The 23,101-nt window shown below is 52.7% G+C and carries 23 protein-coding genes and 2 pseudogenes; 14 read left to right on the top strand and 11 right to left on the bottom strand.

Features of this window, described 5'->3' with window-relative positions; translation table 11 throughout:
- Genes mlaD through G462_RS0104670 form a run of 3 tightly spaced genes read right to left on the bottom strand, consistent with a single transcriptional unit; the run spans position 1 to position 2,039 of the window.
- Positions 1 to 468: an outer membrane lipid asymmetry maintenance protein MlaD gene (mlaD, locus tag G462_RS0104660; protein WP_026957958.1), complete on the bottom strand. Its 468-nt coding sequence runs from the start codon at positions 466 to 468 to the stop codon at positions 1 to 3.
- Between the two features lie 9 nt (positions 469 to 477).
- Complete coding sequence (gene mlaE / locus G462_RS0104665; RefSeq protein WP_425393723.1) at positions 478 to 1,251, bottom strand: lipid asymmetry maintenance ABC transporter permease subunit MlaE; 774 nt, start codon at positions 1,249 to 1,251, stop codon at positions 478 to 480.
- Positions 1,251 to 2,039: an ATP-binding cassette domain-containing protein gene (locus G462_RS0104670; RefSeq protein WP_026957960.1), complete on the bottom strand. Its 789-nt coding sequence runs from the start codon at positions 2,037 to 2,039 to the stop codon at positions 1,251 to 1,253. Before G462_RS0104670 ends, mlaE begins: the two co-directional genes overlap by 1 nt.
- A gap of 130 nt (positions 2,040 to 2,169) precedes the next feature.
- On the opposite strand from G462_RS0104670, the gene G462_RS0104675 reads away from it, so the two are divergent.
- From G462_RS0104675 to mgtE, 12 genes and pseudogenes are all read left to right on the top strand, one after another.
- Entirely contained in the window at positions 2,170 to 3,144 is a 975-nt protein-coding gene (locus G462_RS0104675; RefSeq protein ID WP_026957961.1) for a calcium/sodium antiporter, read from the top strand.
- Positions 3,145 to 3,150: 6 nt separating this feature from the next.
- Entirely contained in the window at positions 3,151 to 4,122 is a 972-nt protein-coding gene (locus tag G462_RS0104680) for a KpsF/GutQ family sugar-phosphate isomerase (protein WP_026957962.1), read from the top strand.
- Entirely contained in the window at positions 4,122 to 4,670 is a 549-nt protein-coding gene (gene kdsC, locus G462_RS0104685) for a 3-deoxy-manno-octulosonate-8-phosphatase KdsC (protein ID WP_026957963.1), read from the top strand. The genes G462_RS0104680 and kdsC overlap by 1 nt, the downstream gene beginning before the upstream one ends.
- Entirely contained in the window at positions 4,667 to 5,218 is a 552-nt protein-coding gene (gene lptC, locus G462_RS0104690; RefSeq protein WP_026957964.1) for an LPS export ABC transporter periplasmic protein LptC, read from the top strand. Before kdsC ends, lptC begins: the two co-directional genes overlap by 4 nt.
- Positions 5,202 to 5,729: a lipopolysaccharide transport periplasmic protein LptA gene (gene lptA / locus G462_RS0104695; RefSeq protein WP_026957965.1), complete on the top strand. Its 528-nt coding sequence runs from the start codon at positions 5,202 to 5,204 to the stop codon at positions 5,727 to 5,729. Before lptC ends, lptA begins: the two co-directional genes overlap by 17 nt.
- The gene (gene lptB, locus G462_RS0104700) at positions 5,729 to 6,454 is read left to right on the top strand and encodes an LPS export ABC transporter ATP-binding protein (protein WP_026957966.1); all 726 of its coding nucleotides are present in this window, start codon (positions 5,729 to 5,731) and stop codon (positions 6,452 to 6,454) included. The genes lptA and lptB overlap by 1 nt, the downstream gene beginning before the upstream one ends.
- Before the next feature lie 56 nt (positions 6,455 to 6,510).
- A pseudogene (locus tag G462_RS21740) lies at positions 6,511 to 7,937 on the top strand (RNA polymerase factor sigma-54).
- A 24-nt stretch (positions 7,938 to 7,961) separates the two neighbouring features.
- On the top strand, positions 7,962 to 8,249 hold the full coding sequence (gene hpf / locus G462_RS0104710) for a ribosome hibernation promoting factor (protein ID WP_026957967.1): 288 nt from the start codon (positions 7,962 to 7,964) through the stop codon (positions 8,247 to 8,249).
- 2 nt (positions 8,250 to 8,251) lie between these two features.
- Positions 8,252 to 8,695, top strand: coding sequence for a PTS IIA-like nitrogen regulatory protein PtsN (gene ptsN / locus G462_RS0104715; protein WP_026957968.1), 444 nt, complete (start codon positions 8,252 to 8,254; stop codon positions 8,693 to 8,695).
- Between the two features lie 16 nt (positions 8,696 to 8,711).
- Positions 8,712 to 9,557 (top strand): RNase adapter RapZ, encoded by an 846-nt coding sequence (rapZ, locus tag G462_RS0104720; protein WP_026957969.1) that lies wholly within the window; start codon positions 8,712 to 8,714, stop codon positions 9,555 to 9,557.
- The gene (locus tag G462_RS0104725) at positions 9,554 to 9,823 is read left to right on the top strand and encodes an HPr family phosphocarrier protein (RefSeq protein ID WP_026957970.1); all 270 of its coding nucleotides are present in this window, start codon (positions 9,554 to 9,556) and stop codon (positions 9,821 to 9,823) included. Before rapZ ends, G462_RS0104725 begins: the two co-directional genes overlap by 4 nt.
- 120 nt (positions 9,824 to 9,943) lie before the next feature.
- Positions 9,944 to 11,305, top strand: a complete 1,362-nt coding sequence (gene mgtE, locus G462_RS0104730; RefSeq protein ID WP_026957971.1) for a magnesium transporter — start codon at positions 9,944 to 9,946, stop codon at positions 11,303 to 11,305.
- Positions 11,306 to 11,324: 19 nt separating this feature from the next.
- On the opposite strand, the gene pmbA is transcribed toward mgtE, so the two are convergent.
- Positions 11,325 to 12,695: a metalloprotease PmbA gene (gene pmbA, locus G462_RS0104735; RefSeq protein WP_245579531.1), complete on the bottom strand. Its 1,371-nt coding sequence runs from the start codon at positions 12,693 to 12,695 to the stop codon at positions 11,325 to 11,327.
- Between the two features lie 81 nt (positions 12,696 to 12,776).
- Between pmbA and yjgA the strand changes: the two genes are divergently transcribed.
- Entirely contained in the window at positions 12,777 to 13,292 is a 516-nt protein-coding gene (yjgA, locus tag G462_RS0104740) for a ribosome biogenesis factor YjgA (RefSeq protein ID WP_026957973.1), read from the top strand.
- Between the two features lie 47 nt (positions 13,293 to 13,339).
- Here yjgA and G462_RS23785 read toward each other — a convergent pair whose 3' ends face one another.
- The 5 genes from G462_RS23785 to G462_RS21750 all read right to left on the bottom strand — a co-directional run bounded on the left by G462_RS23785 (position 13,340) and on the right by G462_RS21750 (position 18,616).
- A complete protein-coding gene (locus tag G462_RS23785; protein WP_026957974.1) occupies positions 13,340 to 14,269 on the bottom strand; it encodes a helix-turn-helix domain-containing protein in 930 nt (309 codons plus the stop codon).
- 216 nt (positions 14,270 to 14,485) lie between these two features.
- Positions 14,486 to 15,736, bottom strand: coding sequence for an ABC transporter substrate-binding protein (locus G462_RS0104755; protein ID WP_026957975.1), 1,251 nt, complete (start codon positions 15,734 to 15,736; stop codon positions 14,486 to 14,488).
- 13 nt (positions 15,737 to 15,749) lie between these two features.
- Positions 15,750 to 16,841, bottom strand: a complete 1,092-nt coding sequence (locus G462_RS0104760; protein WP_026957976.1) for an ABC transporter ATP-binding protein — start codon at positions 16,839 to 16,841, stop codon at positions 15,750 to 15,752.
- Between the two features lie 9 nt (positions 16,842 to 16,850).
- The gene (locus G462_RS0104765; RefSeq protein ID WP_026957977.1) at positions 16,851 to 17,678 is read right to left on the bottom strand and encodes a carbohydrate ABC transporter permease; all 828 of its coding nucleotides are present in this window, start codon (positions 17,676 to 17,678) and stop codon (positions 16,851 to 16,853) included.
- Complete coding sequence (locus G462_RS21750) at positions 17,675 to 18,616, bottom strand: carbohydrate ABC transporter permease (RefSeq protein ID WP_211234184.1); 942 nt, start codon at positions 18,614 to 18,616, stop codon at positions 17,675 to 17,677. The genes G462_RS0104765 and G462_RS21750 overlap by 4 nt, the downstream gene beginning before the upstream one ends.
- Before the next feature lie 465 nt (positions 18,617 to 19,081).
- Here G462_RS21750 and G462_RS21755 point away from each other — a divergent pair, with 465 nt between their 5' ends.
- Entirely contained in the window at positions 19,082 to 20,767 is a 1,686-nt protein-coding gene (locus tag G462_RS21755) for a glycoside hydrolase family 43 protein (protein ID WP_051326531.1), read from the top strand.
- Positions 20,768 to 20,986: 219 nt separating this feature from the next.
- On the opposite strand, the gene G462_RS0104780 is transcribed toward G462_RS21755, so the two are convergent.
- On the bottom strand, positions 20,987 to 22,477 hold the full coding sequence (locus G462_RS0104780; RefSeq protein ID WP_026957978.1) for a TIR domain-containing protein: 1,491 nt from the start codon (positions 22,475 to 22,477) through the stop codon (positions 20,987 to 20,989).
- A 390-nt stretch (positions 22,478 to 22,867) separates the two neighbouring features.
- Positions 22,868 to 23,101 (bottom strand): annotated as a pseudogene (locus G462_RS24740) (IS4 family transposase); the annotation flags it as partial.

The following is a 23,101-nucleotide window of genomic DNA, read 5'->3' on the forward strand; positions in this document are numbered from 1 at the left end:
TTACTTCTCCGTCAGAGAAAACAGCACTTTACCGATCAGCTCTTCAAGCACTAACGCTGACTTGGTATCTTCGATGGTGGCACCGGCTTCGAGCGACTCGATGTCCTCCATAATAAAACCGGGATTGAGGCCAATGTATTGCTCGCCAAGCAGCCCTGCAGTCAGAATCGAGGCGGAGCTGGTCTCAGGGAAGTAGCCATAGCGCTCAAACATCTTCAACGTCACCACCGGCGCAAAGTCGTCGCTATCCAGTTCGATCTTCTCGACTCGGCCCACCACAACGCCGCCAACTTTGACAGGCGAACGCGGTTTAAGGCCGCCAATGTTGTCGAAGCGTGCATACAACGTGTAGCTCGGGCCATCGCCGGAGAACTGACTGTCTGCGATCTTCAGGCTTAGCACCAGCAAGGCCGCTAGCCCCAACAAAACAAAGCCGCCAACGGTCAATTCCAGTTTGTTTACTTTCACAGGTTCTCCCTAACTTCCAAACATCAGTGCGGTCAAAATAAAGTCCAGACCCAACACTAATAATGATGCATACACCACACTACGGGTAGTTGCCTGACTAATTCCTCGAGCGCTCGGCCGAGCATCGTAGCCATTAAACAGCGCCACCCAGGTCACCGCCAAGGCAAACACCACACTCTTGATTAAGCCATTGCCGATGTCCTGACCAAACTCGATGGACGCGCCCATAATCGACCAGAAGCTGCCATCGTCCACGCCAAGCCACTCTACGCCGACCAAAAAGCCGCCCCAAATACCGACCAGGTTAAACATCGAGGCCAGCAACGGCATAGCGATAACGCCGGCCCAAAAGCGCGGGGCAATCACCCGGCGTAACGGGTCCACCGCCATCATCTCCATACTGGAGAGCTGCTCGGTGGTTTTCATTAAACCGATTTCGGCAGTCAGCGCCGAGCCAGCTCGGCCGGCAAATAACAGCGCGGTCACCACCGGGCCAAGTTCACGTAGCAGCGATAGCGCCACCATCGGCCCTAAGCTGGTCTCTGCGCCAAAGTCCACCAAGATGCTATAGCCTTGAAACGCGATTACCATGCCGATAAACAGACCCGACACCAAGATAATCGGCAGCGATAGCACCCCGACCACATAGAGCTGGCGAACGATATCGCGCAGCAGCTTGCGGGTTGGAATAAACCACAACGCTTGGGCCAGCATCATCGAAGCGCGCCCTAAGGCGGCGATGTTGGCCAAACAGCTGGCACCCAGCTGGCTGATTGCCTGAATCACTGCTCACCTCCCAAGGCGCTAAGGTAATCCTCGGCCGGATAATGAAAGGCCACTGGCCCATCGGCCAAGCCTTGCAAAAACTGCTGCACTCTTGGGTCTTCACTGTCTCGGATCTGCTGCACCGTGCCGCTCGCCAGCACCCGATGCTGATCAATCAAGAAAACGTGGTCGGCAATACTCATCACTTCGTCGACATCGTGGGAAACGATCACCGAGGTCAGATTTAAACTCTTGCCCAAGGTGGCAATCAATTTAACCAACACCCCCATGCTGATGGGGTCTTGGCCTACAAAGGGTTCATCATAGAGCACCACTTCGGGCTCAAGGGCAATAGCACGGGCCAACGCCACCCGCCGGGCCATACCGCCGGAGAGATCATTAGGCATCAGCTCGGCGGCGCCGCGCAGCCCCACCGCATGAAGTTTCATCAGCACCAAGTTACGCAGCACCGATTCGGGTAGCTGGCAGTGCTCGCGCAGGGGAAAGGCGACATTTTCGAACACGTTAAGGTCGCTAAACAGCGCACCGCTTTGAAACAGCATGCCTAAGCGTTTACGAAGCTTGTAGAGATTGGCGCGTGAGAGTTGGTGAACATCTTGCCCATCAAACAGGATTTGACCGGCACTTGGCTGCAGTTGGCCGCCAATGAGCTTGAGCAAGGTGGTCTTGCCGATGCCACTGGGTCCCATAATCGCGGTGATTTTCCCTTTGGGGATAGATAGGTTGAGGTCTGAGAAGATCGCTTTCTCACCTCGATGGAAGCTTAACTGCTGTACTTCGATCAACGTAACGCCGTTCCTTGGGCAAAACCAAAGCCATAATTTATTCTTTCTGGTCAAATCGCTCAAGGCAAAGCTTCCCTTTTCAGCGGAAAATACCGAAAATGCCAGCACTTTTTCACCCAAGTAATCAGCCATGTTAATTGATTTGCTACTTTTTGGCCTGGGATTGGCCGCCTTGATGTGGAGCGCAGACCGGTTCGTATTCGGTGCTGCGGCGATTGCCAATAACTATGGCATTCCACCTTTGGTAATCGGACTTACCATCGTAGCGATGGGCTCTTCGGCGCCCGAAGTGATGATTTCAGCCACCGCCGCCTTAGAGGGCCAAGTGGATACCGCGGTGGGTAATGCCATCGGCTCCAACATCACCAATATGGCCTTGGTGCTAGGCGCAGCGGCCCTGCTACGGCCGCTAGCTGTCTCTTCCAACCTGATCTCGCGTGAGCTGCCGATCCTACTGGCCGCTACCGCGTTAGTGGGCTATCTGCTCAATGACCTGCTCTTGGGGCTCACTGAGGCGATGCTGCTGTTTGGGGTGTTTATCGTCACCATGGCCTATTTGGTCTTTGCCACACTTAGACAGAGCAAACAGCAGCCCGATCCCATGGAATCGGAGGTGGATGCGGAGATCCCCCACGATGTCAGCACCGCAAAAGCGCTGCTGTGGATCGCCATTGGCGGCGTCGTGTTGGCCTACAGTTCTGATGTATTAGTGGAATCTGCGTCAAATATTGCGCGTTACTTTGGAATGAGTGACCTACTTATCGGTCTAACCATCATCGCAATTGGCACTAGCCTGCCGGAGCTGGCCGCCAGCATTGCCGGGGTACTGAAGAACGAAGACGACATGGTGTTGGGCAATATTATTGGCTCCAACATGTTTAATATGTTGTTCGTGCTGTCGATCCCCGGCTTTTTAGCGCCCAGCGAGATCGACCCCTTTGCAGCGGGTCGCGACTATTATGTGATGGCAGGTCTGACCGCAGTGTTATTCTTAATGGCAATGGGTTTTGGCAAGCAGCGCCGCATCAACCGATGGGAAGGCGCACTGCTGATGGCCTGCTTTGTGGGTTACCAGTACCTGTTGTTTACCACCAGTTTTAGTTAAGAGGTTATTTTGTCGTTCGACTACATTGCCGCGGGCAAACAAGTGTTGTCCATTGAACAACAAGCGATTGAAAACTTAACACAGTACATCGATGCCTCGTTCCAGCAAGCCTGTGAGCTTTTGCTGGAGTGCAAAGGTAAAGTCATCGTCACCGGCATGGGCAAATCCGGCCATATCGGCAAGAAGATTGCGGCAACCCTCGCCTCAACCGGCACGCCGGCCTTTTTTGTTCACCCCGGCGAAGCCAGTCATGGCGACTTGGGCATGATTGCCAGCGACGACGTGGTGATTTGCATCTCCAACTCGGGCGAATCACCGGAGATCTTGGCGCTCTATCCAGTCCTGCAAAAACTCAGCGTAAAATCCATTGCGATGACCTCCAAGCCACAGTCATCCATGGCCAAGTTTGCCAATATCCACCTGTGCATTGCCGTCGAACGCGAAGCCTGTCCACTCGGCCTGGCGCCAACCGCCAGCTCCACCGCCACCCTGGTGATGGGCGATGCGCTGGCAGTGGCCCTGCTCGAGGCGCGCGGCTTTACCGCCGATGACTTTGCCCTGTCCCACCCCGGCGGCACGCTCGGTAAGAAGCTGCTACTGGGAGTGAGCGATATTATGCTCACCGGCGAACAGCTGCCCTTGGTCGATGACCAGCAAAGTCTACGTCAGGCCCTGTTCGAGATGACTGCAAAAAGCCTGGGCATGGTCGGTGTGGTTAACTCAGAAGGCAAACTGGTGGGTCTGTTTACCGATGGCGACCTGCGCCGCGCCTTGGACAATGTGTTTGATATCCGCAAGGTCTCGATCCGCGAGGTGATGACCCACAACCCGCGCACATTGACTGCCGACTGGCTGGCCTTTGATGCACTCAAAAAAATGAAAGAGTTCGCCATCAGCGGGCTGTTTGTGGTCGATGAGCACAACACCCCGGTTGGTGCCTTTAACGTACACACCCTGATGCAAGCGGGAGTTTATTAATGATTACAACCCCTTACGGCGAAACCAGCGAACAAGTCATCAAGCGCGCACAAGCGATAAAGCTGCTGATCTGCGATGTTGACGGGGTGTTCTCCGACGGACGCATCTACATGGGTAATCAGGGCGAAGAGCTCAAGGCCTTCCATACCCGTGACGGCTTTGGCATCAAGGCATTGATTAACGTCGGCATCGAGATTGCGGTGATTACCGGACGTAACTCCAAGATTGTTGAGCAGCGCATGGGCGCCTTGGGCGTGCAGCATATCTACCAAGGGCAGAGCGATAAAACCCTCGCCTTCGCCGAGCTGCTTGAGCGCCTGTCGCTAAGCGCTGAGCAATGCGCCTATATCGGTGACGATGTCATCGACACCCCGGTGATGACGCCCTGTGGCCTCGGAGTTGCCACTGGCGATGCCCACCCACTTTGCAAGCAAGCTGCAGACTATGTCACCTTCACGCCGGGCGGCTATGGCGCAGTGCGCGAAGTGTGTGACCTAATCCTGCAAGCCCGCGGCGAACTGGAGCACGCACAGGGTATGAGCGTATGAGGAAGCATGCCTTTTATTGGCTGCTACTGATTGCCTCACTGGCGCTCTGGCAGTGGCTCGATGGCGATGAGCCAGACGCGCCCACCGCTAGAGGCTTGGGCCGCCCAGACTTCACCGCCAGCCGGTTATACAACGTCAGCTACAGCGAAGAAGGGATGCCGGAGTATCGGATCTATGCCAACAGCATGGACTTTTACACCGACTCGAACATTACTCGCTTTGAGCAGCCTCTTATCTTGGTCTATCCCGATCAGCTGCAGCCCGTATGGCAAATAACAGCGGATCAAGCTAAAGTACTCCGACAGCAAAATGTGGCCTTTCATGACAATGTCGTTATCCGCAACTTGAGCAGAAACGAATATGTAAAGGACCTACTAACAGAATTCGTTAGCATCGATTTGAATCAGCAAACCATGCATAGTGATCAACAAGTTACAGTGCTAGGTCCAAGCTATCAGCTAATTGGTACAGGCATGGACGGTGACTTGGCTGAAGAAACGGTGCACTTACTCAAAGACATAAATGCGGTTTATGAAACGTTACCTTAGCTCCATCGCAATCCTCGGCTTGCTAGCAGCCCCTGCAAGCTACGCCCTGGACGACGACTTTAAGCAAAAAATCGTGGTCGACGCCGGACGTCAAGAAGTTAGCCTTAAGGAAAATCGGGTGACTTTTTATGATGATGTCGAAGTCACCCAAGGCTCCATTAAGATGAATGCCGACCAGCTAAGCGTGATCGGCAGCGAAGAGGCTGGCAGCGAAGTAATGATCGCCCAAGGTCAGCCTGCGACCTTCTATCAGATGATGGAAAACGGCAAGCCCATCGAAGCCGAAGCGCATGAGATCCGCTATGAGCTAGCGACCCGCACCTTGACCCTGACCAAGCAAGCCGAGCTCAAACAAGAAGAGAGCCTAGTACGCGGCGAAATGATTCGATATAGCATCGATCTTCAGGAAATGGTGGCTCAGGGCGGAGAAAACTCCCGCGTCACAACCATCTTCCTGCCCCAGCAACTGGAAGAGTTGGAGCAGTATCAGCAACAAGGTAATCAAGAGTAATGCCCCAACTTAGCGCCACCAACCTGGGTAAATCCTACAAAGGTCGCAAGGTTGTTAAAGACGTCAGCCTCGAGGTCAAAACCGGCCAGATCGTTGGCCTACTAGGCCCTAACGGCGCCGGCAAGACCACCACCTTTTACATGGTGGTCGGCTTGGTCCCACGCGATCACGGCCAGATCAAAATCGACGATGAAGATATCTCCAACACCGCGATGCACACCCGTGCCCGCCGCGGTATCGGCTATCTGCCTCAGGAAGCTTCAATCTTCCGCCGCCTGACCGTCGAACAAAACATCATGGCGATTCTACAGACCCGCAAAGAACTCGATAGCGACCAGCGCGAGCAGGCGATGGACGACCTGTTGGAAGAGTTTCACATCGGTCATATCCGCAAAAATCTGGGCATGAGCCTGTCTGGTGGTGAGCGCCGCCGGGTTGAGATCGCACGCGCCTTGGCCGCGGCTCCCAAGTTTATTTTGCTTGACGAACCCTTTGCCGGCGTAGATCCTATTTCAGTAATCGATATAAAAAAGATTATCGAGCACCTGCGGGATCGCGGGCTCGGCGTTCTGATTACTGACCACAATGTGCGCGAAACACTGGATGTCTGTGAACACGCTTACATTGTGAGCCAAGGTGAGCTTATCGCCTCTGGCAAGCCCGAGGACATTCTGCAAGACGAGCATGTGAAGCGCGTCTATCTCGGCGAGCAATTCAGACTATAATTAAGTTTGGGTAGTGTAATAACTACTTAAAAGAACAGAAGGAAAGTTTCACCTTAATGAAAGCCTCTTTGCAGTTGCGCTTAGGTCAGCAACTGACCATGACGCCCCAGCTACAACAAGCAATTCGCTTGCTTCAACTGTCGACTCTGGATCTTCAACAGGAAATCCAAGAGGCGCTGGAAAGTAATCCCCTACTTGAAGCAGAAGAAGCGAAGACAATCTGGACAACAGTCAGATTGAAGCCAGTGAAGCGATCAACCAAGATACAGTTTCCGATGATCTCCCAGTGGACTCCACCTGGGATGAGATCTACTCCGCCAGTTCAGCCCCTGCAGCCAGCCCGGTCAGTGACGACAACGACACCCTCTACCAAGGCGAAACCGTCGACTCTTTGCAAGACCACATGCTGTGGCAGATGCGCCTGACGCCTTTTTCCGATGTCGACCAAGCGATTGCCTTGGCGATTATCGACGGCATCGACGATTCCGGTTACCTGACCCAGAGCTGCGAGCAGCTGCTGGAAGGCCTAAACCGGGGCCTCGAAGACGACAACCAGATTGAGCTGGAAGAAGTCGAAGCAGTACTCAAACGTATCCAGCATTTCGACCCTCTCGGCGTGGCATCGCGCTCTTTGCAAGAGTGCCTGCTGATCCAACTGAATCAGTTCGAGCCCTGCACGCCATGGCTAGCTGAAGCCAAAGATGTGATCAGCAACCATATGGACGTGCTGGCCAACCGCGACTTCCGCCTACTGGCGCGCAAGACCAAGCTCAAAGAAGATCAGCTGCGCGAAATCATGCGCCTGATCCACAGCCTGGAGCCTCGCCCCGGCAACGCCATCGAGCCTAATCAAGCGCAGTACATCATTCCCGATGTATCGGTGGTGAAAAAACAGGGCCGTTGGGTGGTGGAACTCAATCCGGACGCAGTGCCGCGCCTGAAAGTGAACAGCCATTATGCGGCGATGAGCAAAACTGCCACCAACGCTGGTGACAGCCAGTTTATCCGCAGCCATCTGCAGGAAGCCAAGTGGTTTATCAAGAGCATTGAAAGCCGCAACGAAACCCTGCTGAAAGTGGCCAACTGCATCGTCCACCATCAGCAAGCCTTCTTCGAGTATGGCGAAGAGGCGATGAAGCCGATGGTACTGAACGATGTAGCAGAGGCAGTGGAGATGCACGAATCAACCATCTCCCGAGTGACCACCCAGAAATATATGCATACCCCACGCGGCATCTTTGAGTTGAAATACTTCTTCTCCAGCCACGTGGCGACCGAAGGCGGCGGCGAATGCTCGTCTACCGCAATTCGGGCACTGATTAAGAAACTGGTAGCGGCCGAAAACACCGCCAAGCCATTGAGCGACAGTAAAATAGCCGACATCCTAGCCGAACAAGGGATCAAGGTGGCACGCCGAACTATCGCAAAATACCGTGAATCGCTCGGCATCCCACCTTCCAACCAACGGAAGAGCCTCATCTAGGGGCCTAAGCAAGGGGACGATACTATGCAAATTAATCTCACCGGACACCACATCGAAGTTACCGAACATCTACGTGACTACGTCCACAGTAAGTTTGCTAAGTTGGAAAGGCGGTTCGATCAAATCAACAATGTGCATGTGATTTTAAATGTTGAGAAACTGAGCCAAATCGCTGAAGCCACCATACACCTAAATGGTGGTGAGGTATTTGCTACCTCAGAGCATCAAGACATGTACGCAGCTATCGACTCCTTAATTGACAAGCTGGATAGGCAAGTCATTAAGCACAAAGAGAAGTTAACCAGACACTAGTTATGCAACTGGATAAAGTCTTAAGCTTGGACTGCACTCAGGGTGCAGTCCAATGTTCATCAAAGAAACGCGCCCTGGAAATCATTAGCGAGTTGGCCGCCAAGCAATTGGAAATGCCGTCGAAGGAAATCTTTGAAAGCTTGCTGTCACGTGAACGCATGGGCACCACCGGAATAGGCCAAGGCATTGCCATACCCCATGGCCGTATCGATAAGCAGCATCAAGCCACCGCCGTCTTTCTTCACTGCGATCCACCCATCGCCTTCGATGCCATCGATAACCAGCCGGTCGACCTGATTTTTGCGCTGTTGGTCCCGGAGGACCAATGCCAGCAACATCTCAACACCCTGTCACAAATTGCTGAGAAACTAAACGACAAATCGATCTGTAAGCAGCTTCGCTCGGCAGACAGCGACAGCGAGCTCTACGATATCATGGTGGCATAGTCAAAGGCGTTTAAGCATGGAGCTTATCATTGTTAGCGGCCGCTCCGGTTCTGGGAAATCGGTGGCGCTAAGAGTACTGGAAGATCTCGGATACTACTGCGTAGACAACGTACCAGTAGAGCTGTGGGGCGATCTGATTAAAACCCTTGGTAAGAACTACAAGAAGGTTGGGATCAGCGTCGATGTGCGTAATCTTCCAGACGACCCAGCCCCCATCAGCCTGCTGCTCTCACAAGCAGGCAAAGGCGCTAAGCTCACCAGTATCTTCTTGGATGCGCAGGATGATGTGTTAGTGCGCCGCTACAGCGAGACTCGCCGGCTCCACCCTCTCAGCCTAAGTGATTACTCACTCTCTGAAGCAATCGAAGCAGAAACCGAGCTGCTATCCCCGATCTCGCGCAATGCTGATTTGCGCATCGACACCTCCAGCTTATCGATCCACGACCTGAGCAACCTGCTGCGCGCCCGAGTCACCGGCGAAGAACGGCAGCAGCTGATTATCGTGTTCGAGAGCTTCGGCTTTAAGAACGGCGTGCCCAACGATGCCGACTACATGTTCGATGCCCGCTTCTTGCCGAACCCACATTGGGTGAAAGAGCTCAAGCCGCTAACCGGGCTCGACAAGCCAGTGCGCGACTACCTACAGCAGCAACCAGTGGTGGAAGAGTTTATCGACCATATCCACCGCTTTATCGAAACCTGGCTGCCCCACTTAGAGGCTAATAACCGCGCCTACCTCACCGTCGCCATCGGCTGTACCGGCGGCCAGCACCGCAGTGTGTATGTGGCCGAGCAGCTCGGTGCTCGCTTTAAGGGGCAACGTAAAGTACAGCGCCGTCATCGCAGTTTGGAGAGCAAGTGAAGCTCAGTCGCCAACTTACCGTTAGGAATAAACTCGGCATCCACGCCCGCCCAGCCATCAAGCTGGTTGAGTTAAATGCCCGCTATGACGCCGAACTCACCATCATTGATGGCGAGAAACGCGCCAGCGCCGACAGTGTGATGGGCTTGCTGGTGCTCGCCAGCGCCCAAGGCAGCACCCTCACCGTAGTCGCTGAAGGCAAAGATGCCGAGCAGGCGATGGATGCGGTGCAGCAGCTTATCGAAGATAAGTTTGAAGAAGATTAACCCGCGTTCTCTCATTCATATCTACTCCCCTTTCTCCAATAATATCCGCCAGATAGCTCCCTAAATCGCTGAACCTTGCTTATTCTTTAAACTGCATTGAGGTAACAGGGAAGCGACACTATGCCAGAAGAGATGGAGCTGCAAAGCCAACAGCATCAACGTATTAAAGAGCTTCATGACGCGTTGGATGATGGCCAAATCACCGAAGCCAAAGTGGTCCTTCGCGAGCTCCCTCCGGTAGACATCGCCCTGGTGCTGGAAGCCAGCCCCCCCGCCGAGCGTAAGCTGCTATGGCAACTCACCAAGCCCGAGCAGCAAGGTGAAATCCTTGAAGAGCTCAACGAAGATGTGATGGAAGGCGTGCTGCAGCTGCTCGAGCCCGAACAGGTCGCCGAAGTCACCGAAGGCATGGACACCGATGACCTGGCCTACGTCCTGCGCGGCTTGCCAGAGGATGACTACCAAGCGGTGCTAGAGCAGATGACCGCCCAAGATCGCCACCGGGTTGAGGCTGCCCTCGCCTACCCGGAAGACACCGCCGGCAGCATCATGAACACCGATACCATCACCCTACGCCCCGATGTCAGCGTGGATGTGGTGCTGCGCTACCTGCGGCTGCGCGGCGAGCTGCCCGAGGCCACCGACGCCCTGTACGTGGTGGACAAACAAGACCGTTTAATCGGCGATGTACCGCTGGCGGTGCTGCTCACCGTCGACCCGCAGCGTGAGGTGGGCGATATTATGGACCGCAGCGCCGAAACAATCCCCGTGGCTATGGACGATGGCGAAGTAGCTGCCTTGTTCGAGCGCCACGACTGGATATCCGCCCCGGTAGTCGACGAAGAGGGCAAGCTACTTGGCCGTATCACCATCGATGATGTGGTCGATGTGATCCGCGAAGATGCCGAGCACAGCATGATGGGGATGGCCGGGATGGACGACGATGAAGACACCTTCGCCCCGGTATTAAAGAGTACCCAGCGCCGCACCGTATGGCTGGCGGTCAATCTGTGCACAGCGCTGATTGCCGCCTCGATCTCCAATATGTTTGAAAACACCTTGGAGGCATTGGCGACCTTGGCGGTACTGATGACCATTGTCCCCAGCATGGGAGGTATTGCGGGTAACCAAACCCTGGCGCTGGTGATCCGCGGTATGGCGGTGGGGCATATCGGTCAGGGCAACACCCGCTGGCTGATTGGCAAAGAGGCCGCCATCGGTATGCTCAATGGGGTGATCTGGGCGTTGGCGATTGGCTTGGTGGTATCGCTATGGAAGGGCAGCTTGATGCTGGGGCTGATTATCAGCACCGCAATGTTCGCCAATATGGCCATCGCCGGACTCGCCGGAGTGCTGATCCCCATCACCATGAAGCGTTACAATATTGATCCCGCCTTGGCGGGCGGGATGGCACTCACCACCGTCACCGATGTGATGGGGCTGTTCACCTTTCTGGGAATGGCAACGCTATTGCTGCGCTAAGCCCGAGAGAGAAAGCCGGTTAGCTACCGGCGATCTTCATCGACTCCAACAATAGCGAGCCACAACGGATCGAGCTTTGTGGCTTGGCATCGTCGGCCACTGCCACAACGTTGGCAAACATATCTTTTAGGTTACCCGCCACGGTGATTTCGTGTACCGGGAAAGCGATCTCGCCATTCTCCACCCAGTAACCGGCCGCACCGCGCGAGTAATCACCGGTTACCACGTTCACGCCTTGACCCATCAGCTCGGTCACCAATAATCCAGTACCCATTTTCTTAAGCAAGTCAGCGCGGCTGATGCCCGAGTTCGAGATGTGCCAGTTGTGAATACCACCAGCATGACCGGTACTGCGCAGACCAAGCTTACGCGCCGAGTAACTGGTGAGCAGATAGGTCTGCAGGCAGCCCTTCTCAATCACGTGTTGGGCTTTAGGAGCTACCCCTTCGCTATCGAATGGGGTGCTCGACAGGGCTTTTAGCAGGTAAGGATCTTCATAGATGGAGAACCAGTCTGGAAAGATCGGCTGACCGAGCGCGTCTAGTAAGAACGAAGAGCGGCGATACAAGCTGCCGCCACTGATGGCGCTAACTAGATGCCCTAGCAGGCCACTGGCCACATCGCGGTCATACACCACCGGCACTTCGCAGGTAGGGATCTTACGGCTGCCAATACGTGACAGGGTCTTCTCACTGGCTTGTTTGGCCACCCACTCCACCGACTCTAAGTCGGCAAAGTCGCGCGCCACGGTGTAGGCATAGTCGCGCTGCATCTCTTCCTCGCCGGCAATAAGCATACAGCTGATGCTGTGGCGGCTACTCGGATAGCCGTGGATAAAGCCATGGCTGTTGCCGTAGACCTTGATACCAAAATGGCTATTCACGCTGGCACCATCGCTGGCCTTAATGCCCTTTTCTGCCAGCGCAATGGATTCACACTGCTTGGCGATCTCAATCAACGGCTCGGGTTCAAGGGAGTGCGGATGGAACAGCGACAAGTCAGGAATATCGGTCGCCAGCAGGTCCTTATCGGCAATCCCGGCGGCCGGGTCTTGGGAGGTATAAGCGGAGATATCTACCGCCGCCTTCACCGTGCTGCGAATGGCATCGGCGCTCAGATCCGAGGTCGAGGCACTGCCTTTGCGGCCATTGTTATATACCGCAATCCCCAGCGCACCGTCGTGGTTAAACTCCAGGGTTTCTACTTCCAACTCGCGGGTGGCGATACTGATACCGGTCTGTTTCGAGATGGAAACTTCGCTTTGATCAGCGCCGAGACGTTTGGCTTCCGTGATAGCAAGCTCCACTGCTTGCTTTAACTGCTCGAGCTCCGCGCTCACTTGTTGTTGAGAGGTCATAATCTGCTTGTCACTAAGTCGATTTCTTAGCATACCAAATCAACTCAAGCCCCGGTAAGCCTGATCTGCTAAGATAGAGCCAAATATCGCTTTTTATTTCAGGTTTATACATAAATGAGTGAAAACGAAGTCTTTGACGACGACGAGTGGGTCAGTAAGTCACAGATCAAGCGCGAAGCGGAAGAGCTAAAAGACTTAGGCAAAGAGTTAACTAACCTCTCCAAGCAGCAACTCGACACCATCGACATGAGCGAAGAACTGCTCGACGCACTAATGCTGGCCAAGCGCCTGCAGGCCAAACGAGAGCGCGAAGGCCTGCGCCGCCACTTTAACTACATCGGCAAGCTGATGCGCGAATCCGACACCGACGCTATCCGCGCCGGCATCGAGAAGATCCGCAACCGCCATCTGTATGCTGCCCAAGCCCAACAGCGCATGGAAAAGCTGCGCGATCGCTTGTTAGAAGAAGGTGACGCCGGTATCAACCAACTGATTGAAGACCACCCAGAACTGGACCGCCAGTGGATGCGTCAGCTAGTGCGCCAAGCCAGCAAAGAGAAAAAAGCCGAGAAGCCGGGTAAGAACTACAAAGAGTTGGCCGCTTACCTTAAATCGGTGATCGAAGCCTAATCCAGCAAATTGTTGATGTGTAGGGGCGCTCTCAGCGCCCTTTTTTATTAGCTCGCCTCAGGCACGCCTAAGCTACCAACAATGCCACTGCGCACAATCCCCGCCTCCTGCTCACAACTGGTCGAAGGCCCCAGATACTCAGCAGGAATGGTCACCACATGCTGCTTACGGTATTGGGCCGGGCTCATCTTGTAGCGCTTTTTAAACAAGGTGGAGAAATAGGCTTGGTCGTCGTAGCCAACACTCTCGGCGACTTGGGCGATCGAGCTATTGGTGCTGATGATCAGATTAGCCGCTCGCACCATCCGCTGATCCATCTGAAAGTTCTTCGGGCTAACGCCAAAGATATCCACCCAGTAGCGACGAAACGAGGAGTAGGACATGCCCAGCTCTTTGGCAATCTCCTGAAAGCTGTAGTTACTCTGGCAGTTGTGTTTAATCGCAGCGGCAATCGCGTTAATGGCCGCAACCGCCTTGTCTTGATGGTCCAGCTCCTTAGGCATCTTCGATAGCACCAATAGCATCTCACAATGCTGATCAATCACGTCGGTGGGCAGGTTAAGTTCTACCGCTTTGACCATGGCGTTGATCGCCTCTTCGATGGCGAAGATGTTGTTGATCGGCCAGCTAAACTGGCCATCGACAATAATCTGGTTGTCCCGCAGGCGCTGCAGTGCATCGGGGTGATAGATAAGATAAAACTCCTCCCAGCGGCCACGCTGGTTGGGGCCATAGACATAGTCTTCACCCGGCAGCTGAACCAGCACGCAGGGCCCGGTAACCGCCACATCCTGACCATTAACCTGATAGCTCCCCTCACCCGAGAGCAAGAACGAGAAGTTGATGGTTTTGCAGGTATAGGAAAGGGTAAACGGCTTATTGGGAAAGTAGCCAATCTCGTGTAGCTGCTTGGAGGCCAGCTGGCGCTTGGCATTCCCGATAACGTGGATAAAGCCACGTCGGTACAAATGGGGCAATGGCACTACTCCTGCCTAAGTGTTGGGGCGGCATCCCGCCCCAAAGGTTAGAGACTTATACCAATTTGGATAAGTTAATGGCCAGATATTGCGCAGGGAAAATCATTGAGGACGAGGAGACGCTTGCCGTAACTAGTGGACTAATTACAAAAGCGTTGACGCTGTAATCAATGATTTTAACCAGCAAGAACGGTCAGTTACTTATGTAGATTGGTATTATCTAAACTCCCAGGCCTCTTGCAGTGCTGCCACTGCTTGCTCAGCACTAATGCTGCCAGCCACCAACTCACTGGAGACATCGTTAATCGCACCGCCTAAGTGGGCACCGGTCACTTGGTCAACAAAGCCATGCACGTAGCTGCTCTCAGATACCATCTGCGCCATTTGTCGCATCACTGGCTCCTGAATACCGCTGACCGCACCCGGGGTTACCGGCAACATCATCGCCTGCTCGGCCATCTGGGTAAGGTTCTGCTCATTTAGCCAGAAATCCACAAACTTTGCCGTTGTCGGCGTCGCAGAGCGGGTAAAGGCATAGCCATCAATGCCCGAGATGATGTCGGTAAGCTGACCGCTGCCGCCCTCTACCGCCGGGAAGCGAGCCAAACCGACATTCTCGACGCCAATGCCTTTGCCATCGCGAGAGGAGTCTTGCTGCAGCTTGTATTGCCATTCACCTTGTAGCTGCATGGCGGCCTCGCCGTTACCAAACAGCGCATAGGCTTGGTCAATGTTGCTGCTCATATAGCCGCGCTGCCAGGGCTTCTTCTCGGCCAGTGCGAGTAGCTGATTGGCCGCTTCCAAAAAGGCCGGATCTTCAAAGCCTTCATCCAGCGCATTCTTAAACACATCTGGCCCGCCGATGCGCATCGCCAGATAGCTAAAGTAGAAGTGGGCAGGCCAACCTTCCACGCCCGCCAGCGCCATTGGGGTAATGCCGGCCTCGTGTAGCTGATCGATGGCAGCCAGGAAGCCATCCCAAGTTTCCAACTGTTTAGGGTCCACACCGGCTTGCTCAAGCAACTGCTTGTTGTAATAGAGCATGGTGGGCTTGGAGTAGGCAGGAATACCGTACAAGCGACCATCCACCCGATAGGCATTTAGTGCTGCTTCAGGCATCTCACTGGTGAGCGTTGGCAGATACTCTTCTAAGTCGGTGAGCAGGCCTTTTTGGGCGCGGTCACGGTAGTCTTGGCCACCCCAGCTGGTGATGATCTCTGGGATATCATTAGACAGCAGCATGGTTTGCACCTTCTGCTTGAAGGCCTCGCTGGCCACGAACAGCTTTCTTACCTCAATATCAGGATTGGCTTGCTCAAAGCGTACGATTTGATCGTCCCAGGCCTTGTTAATCACCAGCTCAGGGACGTTGTTCATAAAGGTAACACTTTCTTTGGCAGACGCAGATGCCGAGAGGGCAAACGCCATCGTCAGGCCAGCGGTAGTCAGTAGGTTCTTGTAGTTCATAGCTTGTCTCACTTCATATTGTTATTTGTGGGGTGAACACAGCTTTTTCTGTGTGGGTATCAAAGAGGTGGATCTTTTCCAGATCGAAGGCCAAGCGACAGCGCTGGCCAACCTTCACTGGGATCGCCGCATCAATCTCGGCGTTTATCTGCTGCCCCTGTAAGGAGAAGCAGCAAAGTGCACTGGCCCCCAGCAGCTCGTAGCTAAGCAGCTCGGCGTCGAAGGGGCCAGATTGTTCATCGATATAGACATCGCCGGGGCGGATCCCCAAACTCACCGCGCCGGCTTGGCCACGGTAGTCACCAACGATAGGGACTTGGGTATCGCCCAGCTGCACACTTAGCTGTCCGCTATCGGCAATGGCGATCTGCACATCGATAAAGTTCATGGTGGGCGAGCCAATAAAGCTGGCCACAAACTTACTGTTAGGGTGGGCGAAGACCTCGCGCGGGCTGCCAATCTGGGCGATATGCCCCTGATTCATAATGATCACCTTGTCGGCCAAGGTCATCGCCTCCACCTGATCGTGGGTTACATAGACGGTGGTGCGCTTCATCCGCTCGTGCATCTGGCGGATCTCGCTGCGCATCGAGCCGCGTAGCTTGGCATCGAGGTTGGAGAGCGGCTCATCGAACAGGAATACACTGGGCGTTCTGACCATCGCCCGCCCCATGGCAACCCGCTGGCGTTGACCACCGGATAGCGCCGCCGGCTTGCGCCCCAGTAATGGGGTTAGCTCAAGGATTTCTGCCACATCGGCCACCTTGCGACGGATGGTCGCTTTGTCTTCGCCGGAGATACGCAGGCCAAAGCCAATGTTCTGCTCCACGCTGAGGTGGGGGTAGAGCGCATAGGACTGAAACACCATCGCGATATCGCGCTCTTTGGGCTCAAGGTCGTTAACTACCCGATCGCCGATGGTGATTTGCCCATCGCTGATCGATTCCAGCCCGGCAATCATCCGCAATGTAGTCGACTTGCCACAGCCGGAGGGGCCGAGCAACACCACAAACTCCCCTTCATCGATGGTAAGGTCGATGCCCTTAACGATGTGGGCGGTTTGGTCGTACTTTTTATGTACCTGATGAAATTCAACTTTAGCCATAGTGTTTTCCTAACCTTTTACTGCACCACCGGTCAGGCCGGCGATAATGTATTTCTGGGCGACTACAAAGAACATCACCGAGGGCACCACCGACACAGAGACATAGGCCAGCACCTTGTTCCAAGCGATGGCATGCTCACCCTGGAATTGCATAATGCCCAAGGTCCATGGGTAGAGATCGGGGTTGTTAATCACCACCAGCGGCAACAAGTAGTTGTTCCAGCTGGTCACCAGCACGAACACACCTACCGTGGCCAGAATCGGGGTCGAGAGCGGCAATACAATCTCGAAGAAGAAGCGTGAGTAGCCGCAGCCATCCACCGCCGCGGCATCAAACAACTCGGCGGGCAACTGCTCGAAGAAGGAGCGGAACAGCAAGATCGCCATCGCCAAACCAAAGGCCACCTGCGGCACAATCACCCCCATGTAGCTATCCAGCAGCCCCATGTCTTTGATCTTGATAAACAGCGGCAAGATGCCGGTGGCAAAGGGGAACATCATGCCCAACATAAAGTAGGAGTAGATGTAACGCTTACCCACAAAGCGAATATGCGAGAAGGTAAAGGCCGCCATCGCGCCGCCCAACAAGGTCAGCGCCAGGGTAGTCAAGCTCATAATCAGGCTGTTCTTCATCGCCACCCACAGCTGTTTATCCAGCAAGATGGAGGCGTAGTGCTGAAACTCCCAGCTCTGGGGCAGTCCTAAGGGGTTGGTTTGCAACTCGCCAATGCTCTTAAAGCCACCGAGTACCGTTGCCAGCAGTGGCAACATCACAAAGCCGGTCACCGCCATTAAGAAACACAAACGTTTCCAGTCACTTAACACGCTGCTTTTCATGACTTGCCTCCGGCTTTGTTGTTCATAAAGGTGTTTTGGTAGATAAAGGCGAAGATCACGCAGGCGATAAACAGGATGACCCCAATCGCCGAGCCAAAGCCGATATGCATCCGGCTAATTCCGAAGGTGTAGAGGTAGCTCACGATGGAGTGGCTAGTGTGGCCCGGGCCGCCCTGGGTCATCGGCATAATCAGGTCGAACAATTGCAGCGCACCGAGCACACTGAAGAACACCGACAGCACAATGGCGTGGCGCACCAGCGGGATCTTAATCAGCAAGGTGGTTTGCAGGGTGGAGGCGCCATCAATTTTGGCTGCCTCGATAAGGTCTTTGGAGATGCCTTGTAAGGCCGCGATAAAGATCATCATGTGGAAGCCGAAGTACTTCCAGACAATCACCACTAGGATTGCGGTGAAGGCCAGTCCCCTATCGGCCAACACAAATATGGGCTCAAGACCAAAGAACTCGGTAAAACTCGAGATAAGTCCGTAGTTGCCATCGTAAATAAAGCGCCAGATCAAACCGGCGACGACTTCCGCCAAAATATAAGGCAGGAAGAACATCATTCTAAATACGGTATTCGACCACTTCTTCTGATACACACAGAGCGCGCATATCATGGCCAAAGGAAGCTGAATAAATAACGACACACCGACAATCTTCAGTGTATTAACTACCGCACTGCTGAAAACCGAATGGCCAGCGACCCGCTCATAGTTCTTTAAACCGATAAAATTATCGAGTTCACCAATACCGTTCCATTTGTACAAACTGTATATGCTGGCCTCGCCCAGCGGCAGAATCACAAACAGGGTGAAAAGAAACAGCGCAGGGGGTAAAAACAACAGCAGGGTGGTCATCTTCCCTTGCTGATTGATGCGCTTCCACATCCCACCAAGCCCCTTCTGCTCGGGGTAGACGTCAATGGACTGTTCCATGAATTGCTCCTCATAGCATTCCGTCTAGAAAAAGGTTATGGCATCGCAACAAAACCAAACATAGAGGTTTTGTCATAGTTATTTGTAGTTTTCGTTCAACGTGATCCAGTTCTCTTGTTAAGCCGCACGCTAAAAAATATCGTGACCATCAACAACGCGAGTTAATTAAACAATCAATTAACTCACCAACTAAACAAGGTAATTTAATAAAGCATTCCGTCGCTTTCTTTCAGAACCTGGCCAGATCATGTTATCGACCAACGAATATTGAGATGAGCCTTATACCAATCTGGATAAGTAAATAATCAGATATTGCGCAGGGAAAATCATTGAGGACAAGGAAGCGCTTGCCGTAACTAGTGGACTAATTACAAAAGCGCTGACGCAGTCATCAATGATTTTAACCAGCAAGAATGATCAGTTACTTATGTAGATTGGTATTACACCGCAGAATCAGGAGTTATGATGTTATTCGACAATCCCGTATTACCTGGCTTCAACCCGGATCCATCGATTATTTGCGTTGAGGATGTTTACTATATGGCGGTCTCCACCTTTGAGTGGTTTCCGGGAATTAAGCTATATCGCTCACACGATTTGGCCCACTGGGAGCAATGTGGCTATGCCCTGACCCGCGCCGACCAACTCGACCTGAGCGGGGTGGCTACCGCCCAAGGCGTATGGGCGCCATGCCTAACCTACAACGCCCAGCAAAAGCGCTTCTACTTGAGCTTTTCAGTCATGTTCAGCATGAAGGAACAACACTTCGATCTGAATAATTACTACGTCACCAGCGACGATATCGAAGGAGAGTGGTCCGACGCCCGCTACCTGAACAGCTCCGGTTTTGACCCCTCGTTCTTCCACGACGACAACGGCCAGATCTGGGTCACTAACTTAGAATGGGAAAGCCGCCAGGGTTACCAGCACCCCGGTCGAATCATTGTTCAGGAGTTCGACCCGCAACAGCAGCGGTTAACCGGCCCGGTGTTTAACCTCGGCTACGGCGGCACCCAACGCGGCTGCGCCGAAGGCCCGCATATCTACAAACGCCAAGGCTACTACTACCTAATGACCGCCGAGGGCGGCACTGGCTATGGCCATGCAGTGGTGATGCAGCGTAGCCGATCGGTCACCGGCCCTTACCAGAGCGACCCGCAACACGTAGTACTCACCTCCCACCCCGAGGAGTTCGATGAGCTGGGCGATGACGAATCGGTCAAGCTGCACCGCTTCGACCCAAACCGGATATTGCAAAAATCCGGACATGGCTGCTTGGTTGAAACACCGCAAGGCGAAAGCTACGTGGTCCACCTATGCGCCCGCCCGCTGCTTCCCAGCCCGTATTGCACCCTCGGCCGCGAGACCGCCATCCAGCACTGCCGCTGGAGCGACGATGGCTGGCTGCGCTTAGCCAGTGGCGGAATCGAAGCCCAGCTACAAATCGACTTACCAGTAGCACAACGCTTGCCGATACTGCCCTACAAAGTAGGCAGGGAAAACTTCAGTGCGCCTCGGCTGCCACACGATTACCAAAGCTACCGCCTACCGCTGGATAGCAGCGTTCTGCAAACCGGCGCAGACGGCCTCACCCTACGCGGCCAAGGCTCGCTATTCTCCGGCCGCCACCTCAGCCTGATAGCCAGACGACTGAACCACTTCCACGCCGATATCGAAACCGAACTCAGCTTCACCCCGCAGCACTACTTCGACAGCGCAGGCCTTACCCTGTACTACTGCGCCGACAACTTTATCTATCTGCGGGTCTACTACAGCGAAGCCGTCCAACAGGTTTGTGTAGGCGTGACTACCAGCATCGGCGGCAAGAAAACCGAACACAAAGCCTACCGCAGCCCCATCAGCAACCCACAACAACTCAAGCTACGCGTGCAAGTGCGCCACGACAAAGCCACCCTACACTTCGCCGAACAAGGCCACGCTCTACAGCAAATCGGCGAGGCCTTCTCCATGGAAACCCTAAGCGACGAGTACGGCTACCAAAAGTTCACCGGCACCTTTGTAGGCATGTTCTGCGAGGACTACCACCGCCAACAGAATCGGGCGAGGTTTCATTATTTGGACTATCTACCAGTGGAAGAGAAGGCAAGAAACAACAAGGCGCAGAATGAGCTGCTGACTGTGGTTAGCTGATAAGGATACTGTTGATTTCTCGAGCCTAAGAAAAAACAGCTTAACAATCTAGCTAAAGGCTCAAAAAGGGCCTTTAGCTATTGTGCTTCTAACTCGTTTCTGGACAGAAACGCGCTAAAGATTCGTGATTAACGCTCACATCACAGGAGGCAAAAGCAGAGCGAAGCGGCGCTTTTGACTTCCTGTGCATGTGCTTGTTAAAGATAAACCGCCCAATACTTATGAATTTTCCTCAAGACGAATTTGGTGTATCTTCTCAATTAAAAGTTCTGCAAACTCATCAAGCTGAGGCTCTTTATCCTTGTCAGGATCGAATGTGAAACCTCCAGTTCCATTCGAGAGATCAAACATGCCAGGTGGACAGTTAGATAGCCATAGAGGTATCACACTTTTTTCACCAAAGCGTTGCTTGAAATTATCAGCTTCAAACTTACACCAAACCCGCGAAGGATAGTTCTGACTAAGAATGGGGATAATAAACCTAGATTCAGATCTATATATCGGAGCTAAATACTCTTCTACATCTTGAGAAAGAATTCTAGCTTGCTCATTATTATCATAGAAAACTGATATTTCACTTTCGGATAACTTACGGTAGATATGCTCCGCAAGATCTCTTTCATTTCCAGCGAATGATAATGCATAGTCATAAGCAGACGTAAACTCTACAGTATGGAAACCAATTTTTTTCGCCAGCTTTGACCATGAAATATTTTTTATATAGTAAAAAAACTTAGGATCCTCGACCGAAAGCTCAGTAGTATCATTATTGTAAAAAAGAACTTCTGAGTATTTTGGGTCGCCCTCAAAATGCTCCCTCAAATGGCCTTTTGTCAGGATTTGTCCTACACTATTTTTGTGATTTGGGTTCTCTATTAGGGTTGACTCAATATTTATACTCATATTGTCGGAAGACGATAACCAATACAGAACATGTAGATAAGGAGCCCGACTTCCTTTTTTAACTCTTTGACCCTTACAAAAATTTACAGTGACCGTAGAAAAGCTTATAGCCAAATCATCAAGAATAAATTCTTTTAGTGTTTCGAAGCTAACATTAGTAGGCTTTATATTATCGCACTCTTCGAATATTTCGCTTCTCAAACAAGCTTGGTGCGCAAGCATCTGGGCTAAGTGAAAACTCCCTTGAGAATCTGATACAATCTCGCTTTTAACAACCAAATCAATTTTCAGGTTTTGCTCACCCTTTCGTAGTAGTTCCTCTATCTTTTCTTCCGAGTTGGATTCGAACTTTAGAATATCAATACGATTCCTAAGATCTGAGGAATACTCTATTAGAGAATGACCAGTCTTATTAATCCCCACGAGTACCAATTTAGAATCTTCACTCTCTTCATCAGCAAGTGTTTTTAATAGATCGGACAGACCTTTCTTCGTAGGGCCATCAAGTTTGTGGAAATCGTCTATAATCACAGTGCCAAAGCCATCGGAATCGAATAACCCTCTAATTTCCTCTGCGTCCTTACGCTTTCTACCTGAGAGAACCTTAACATTATCTTTGATACCAAGCCTATCAAGCACATTTAATACACAGGTTGTTTTACCTATTCCTGAAGGCCCCTCAATTACAACTCCTCTGCCTTGAGTCCTCAAAGCAACAAACAGTCTGGGATACTCTTTAGGCTCTACAAATGTGTGCTCAGGAACACCCGATAGCTTAAATACGTCTTCTAGTTTCTTCTTTGTCATCAATGGAGTTCCTAAGTTTGCGCTGGCTCTTTAACATCTTATTCAATGGAATTTTTCAATGTTTAAACATGGAAAAATTCCATATATCCCTAATGAATCTAAAGTTAACATCGACAATAATTACGTTCAATCAAACAGTTAACAGATCCAGCACTTCGCCTGTCTACGCGAAAGATGGAAAGGTTATGCGGATACATGGAAAAGGAAAAGGCAAAGGCAAAGGCAAAGGCTGGGTGTCTATACAGGGGTTAGTAAGCCTCTCCAACTCGTTTTGGGGCAAAACTCTGAGGGATCCCCTCATAATTCTGTGAAAACATAGCTGTTTTTTCTCAGCTGCCGGATAAATGCCAGTATCGCCCATTTTATGTCTCGAACTTTTAGCCGATAGCATCCTCCGCGCCTGAGCACCTCTTTGCCCAGCCGCAGCAGTGACAACACATTTCGGTCTCGCACTGTGTTTGCCTGAAAGTGTTTATGCCAACCGGATTTACACGCAAACAGACCAACCCAGTGCAGGACCAATTCCAGCAGTAATGCGATCAGCAACATGATGTCAAAGCGCTTAGGGCAGCGGCTGCGACTATGCCGCAACCCAAAACCGAAGGCCGGGCTTTTTAAATCTCT

The sequence above is a fragment of the Aliagarivorans taiwanensis DSM 22990 genome, assembly GCF_000429505.1.
In the GTDB taxonomy this organism is placed as follows: domain Bacteria; phylum Pseudomonadota; class Gammaproteobacteria; order Enterobacterales; family Celerinatantimonadaceae; genus Aliagarivorans; species Aliagarivorans taiwanensis.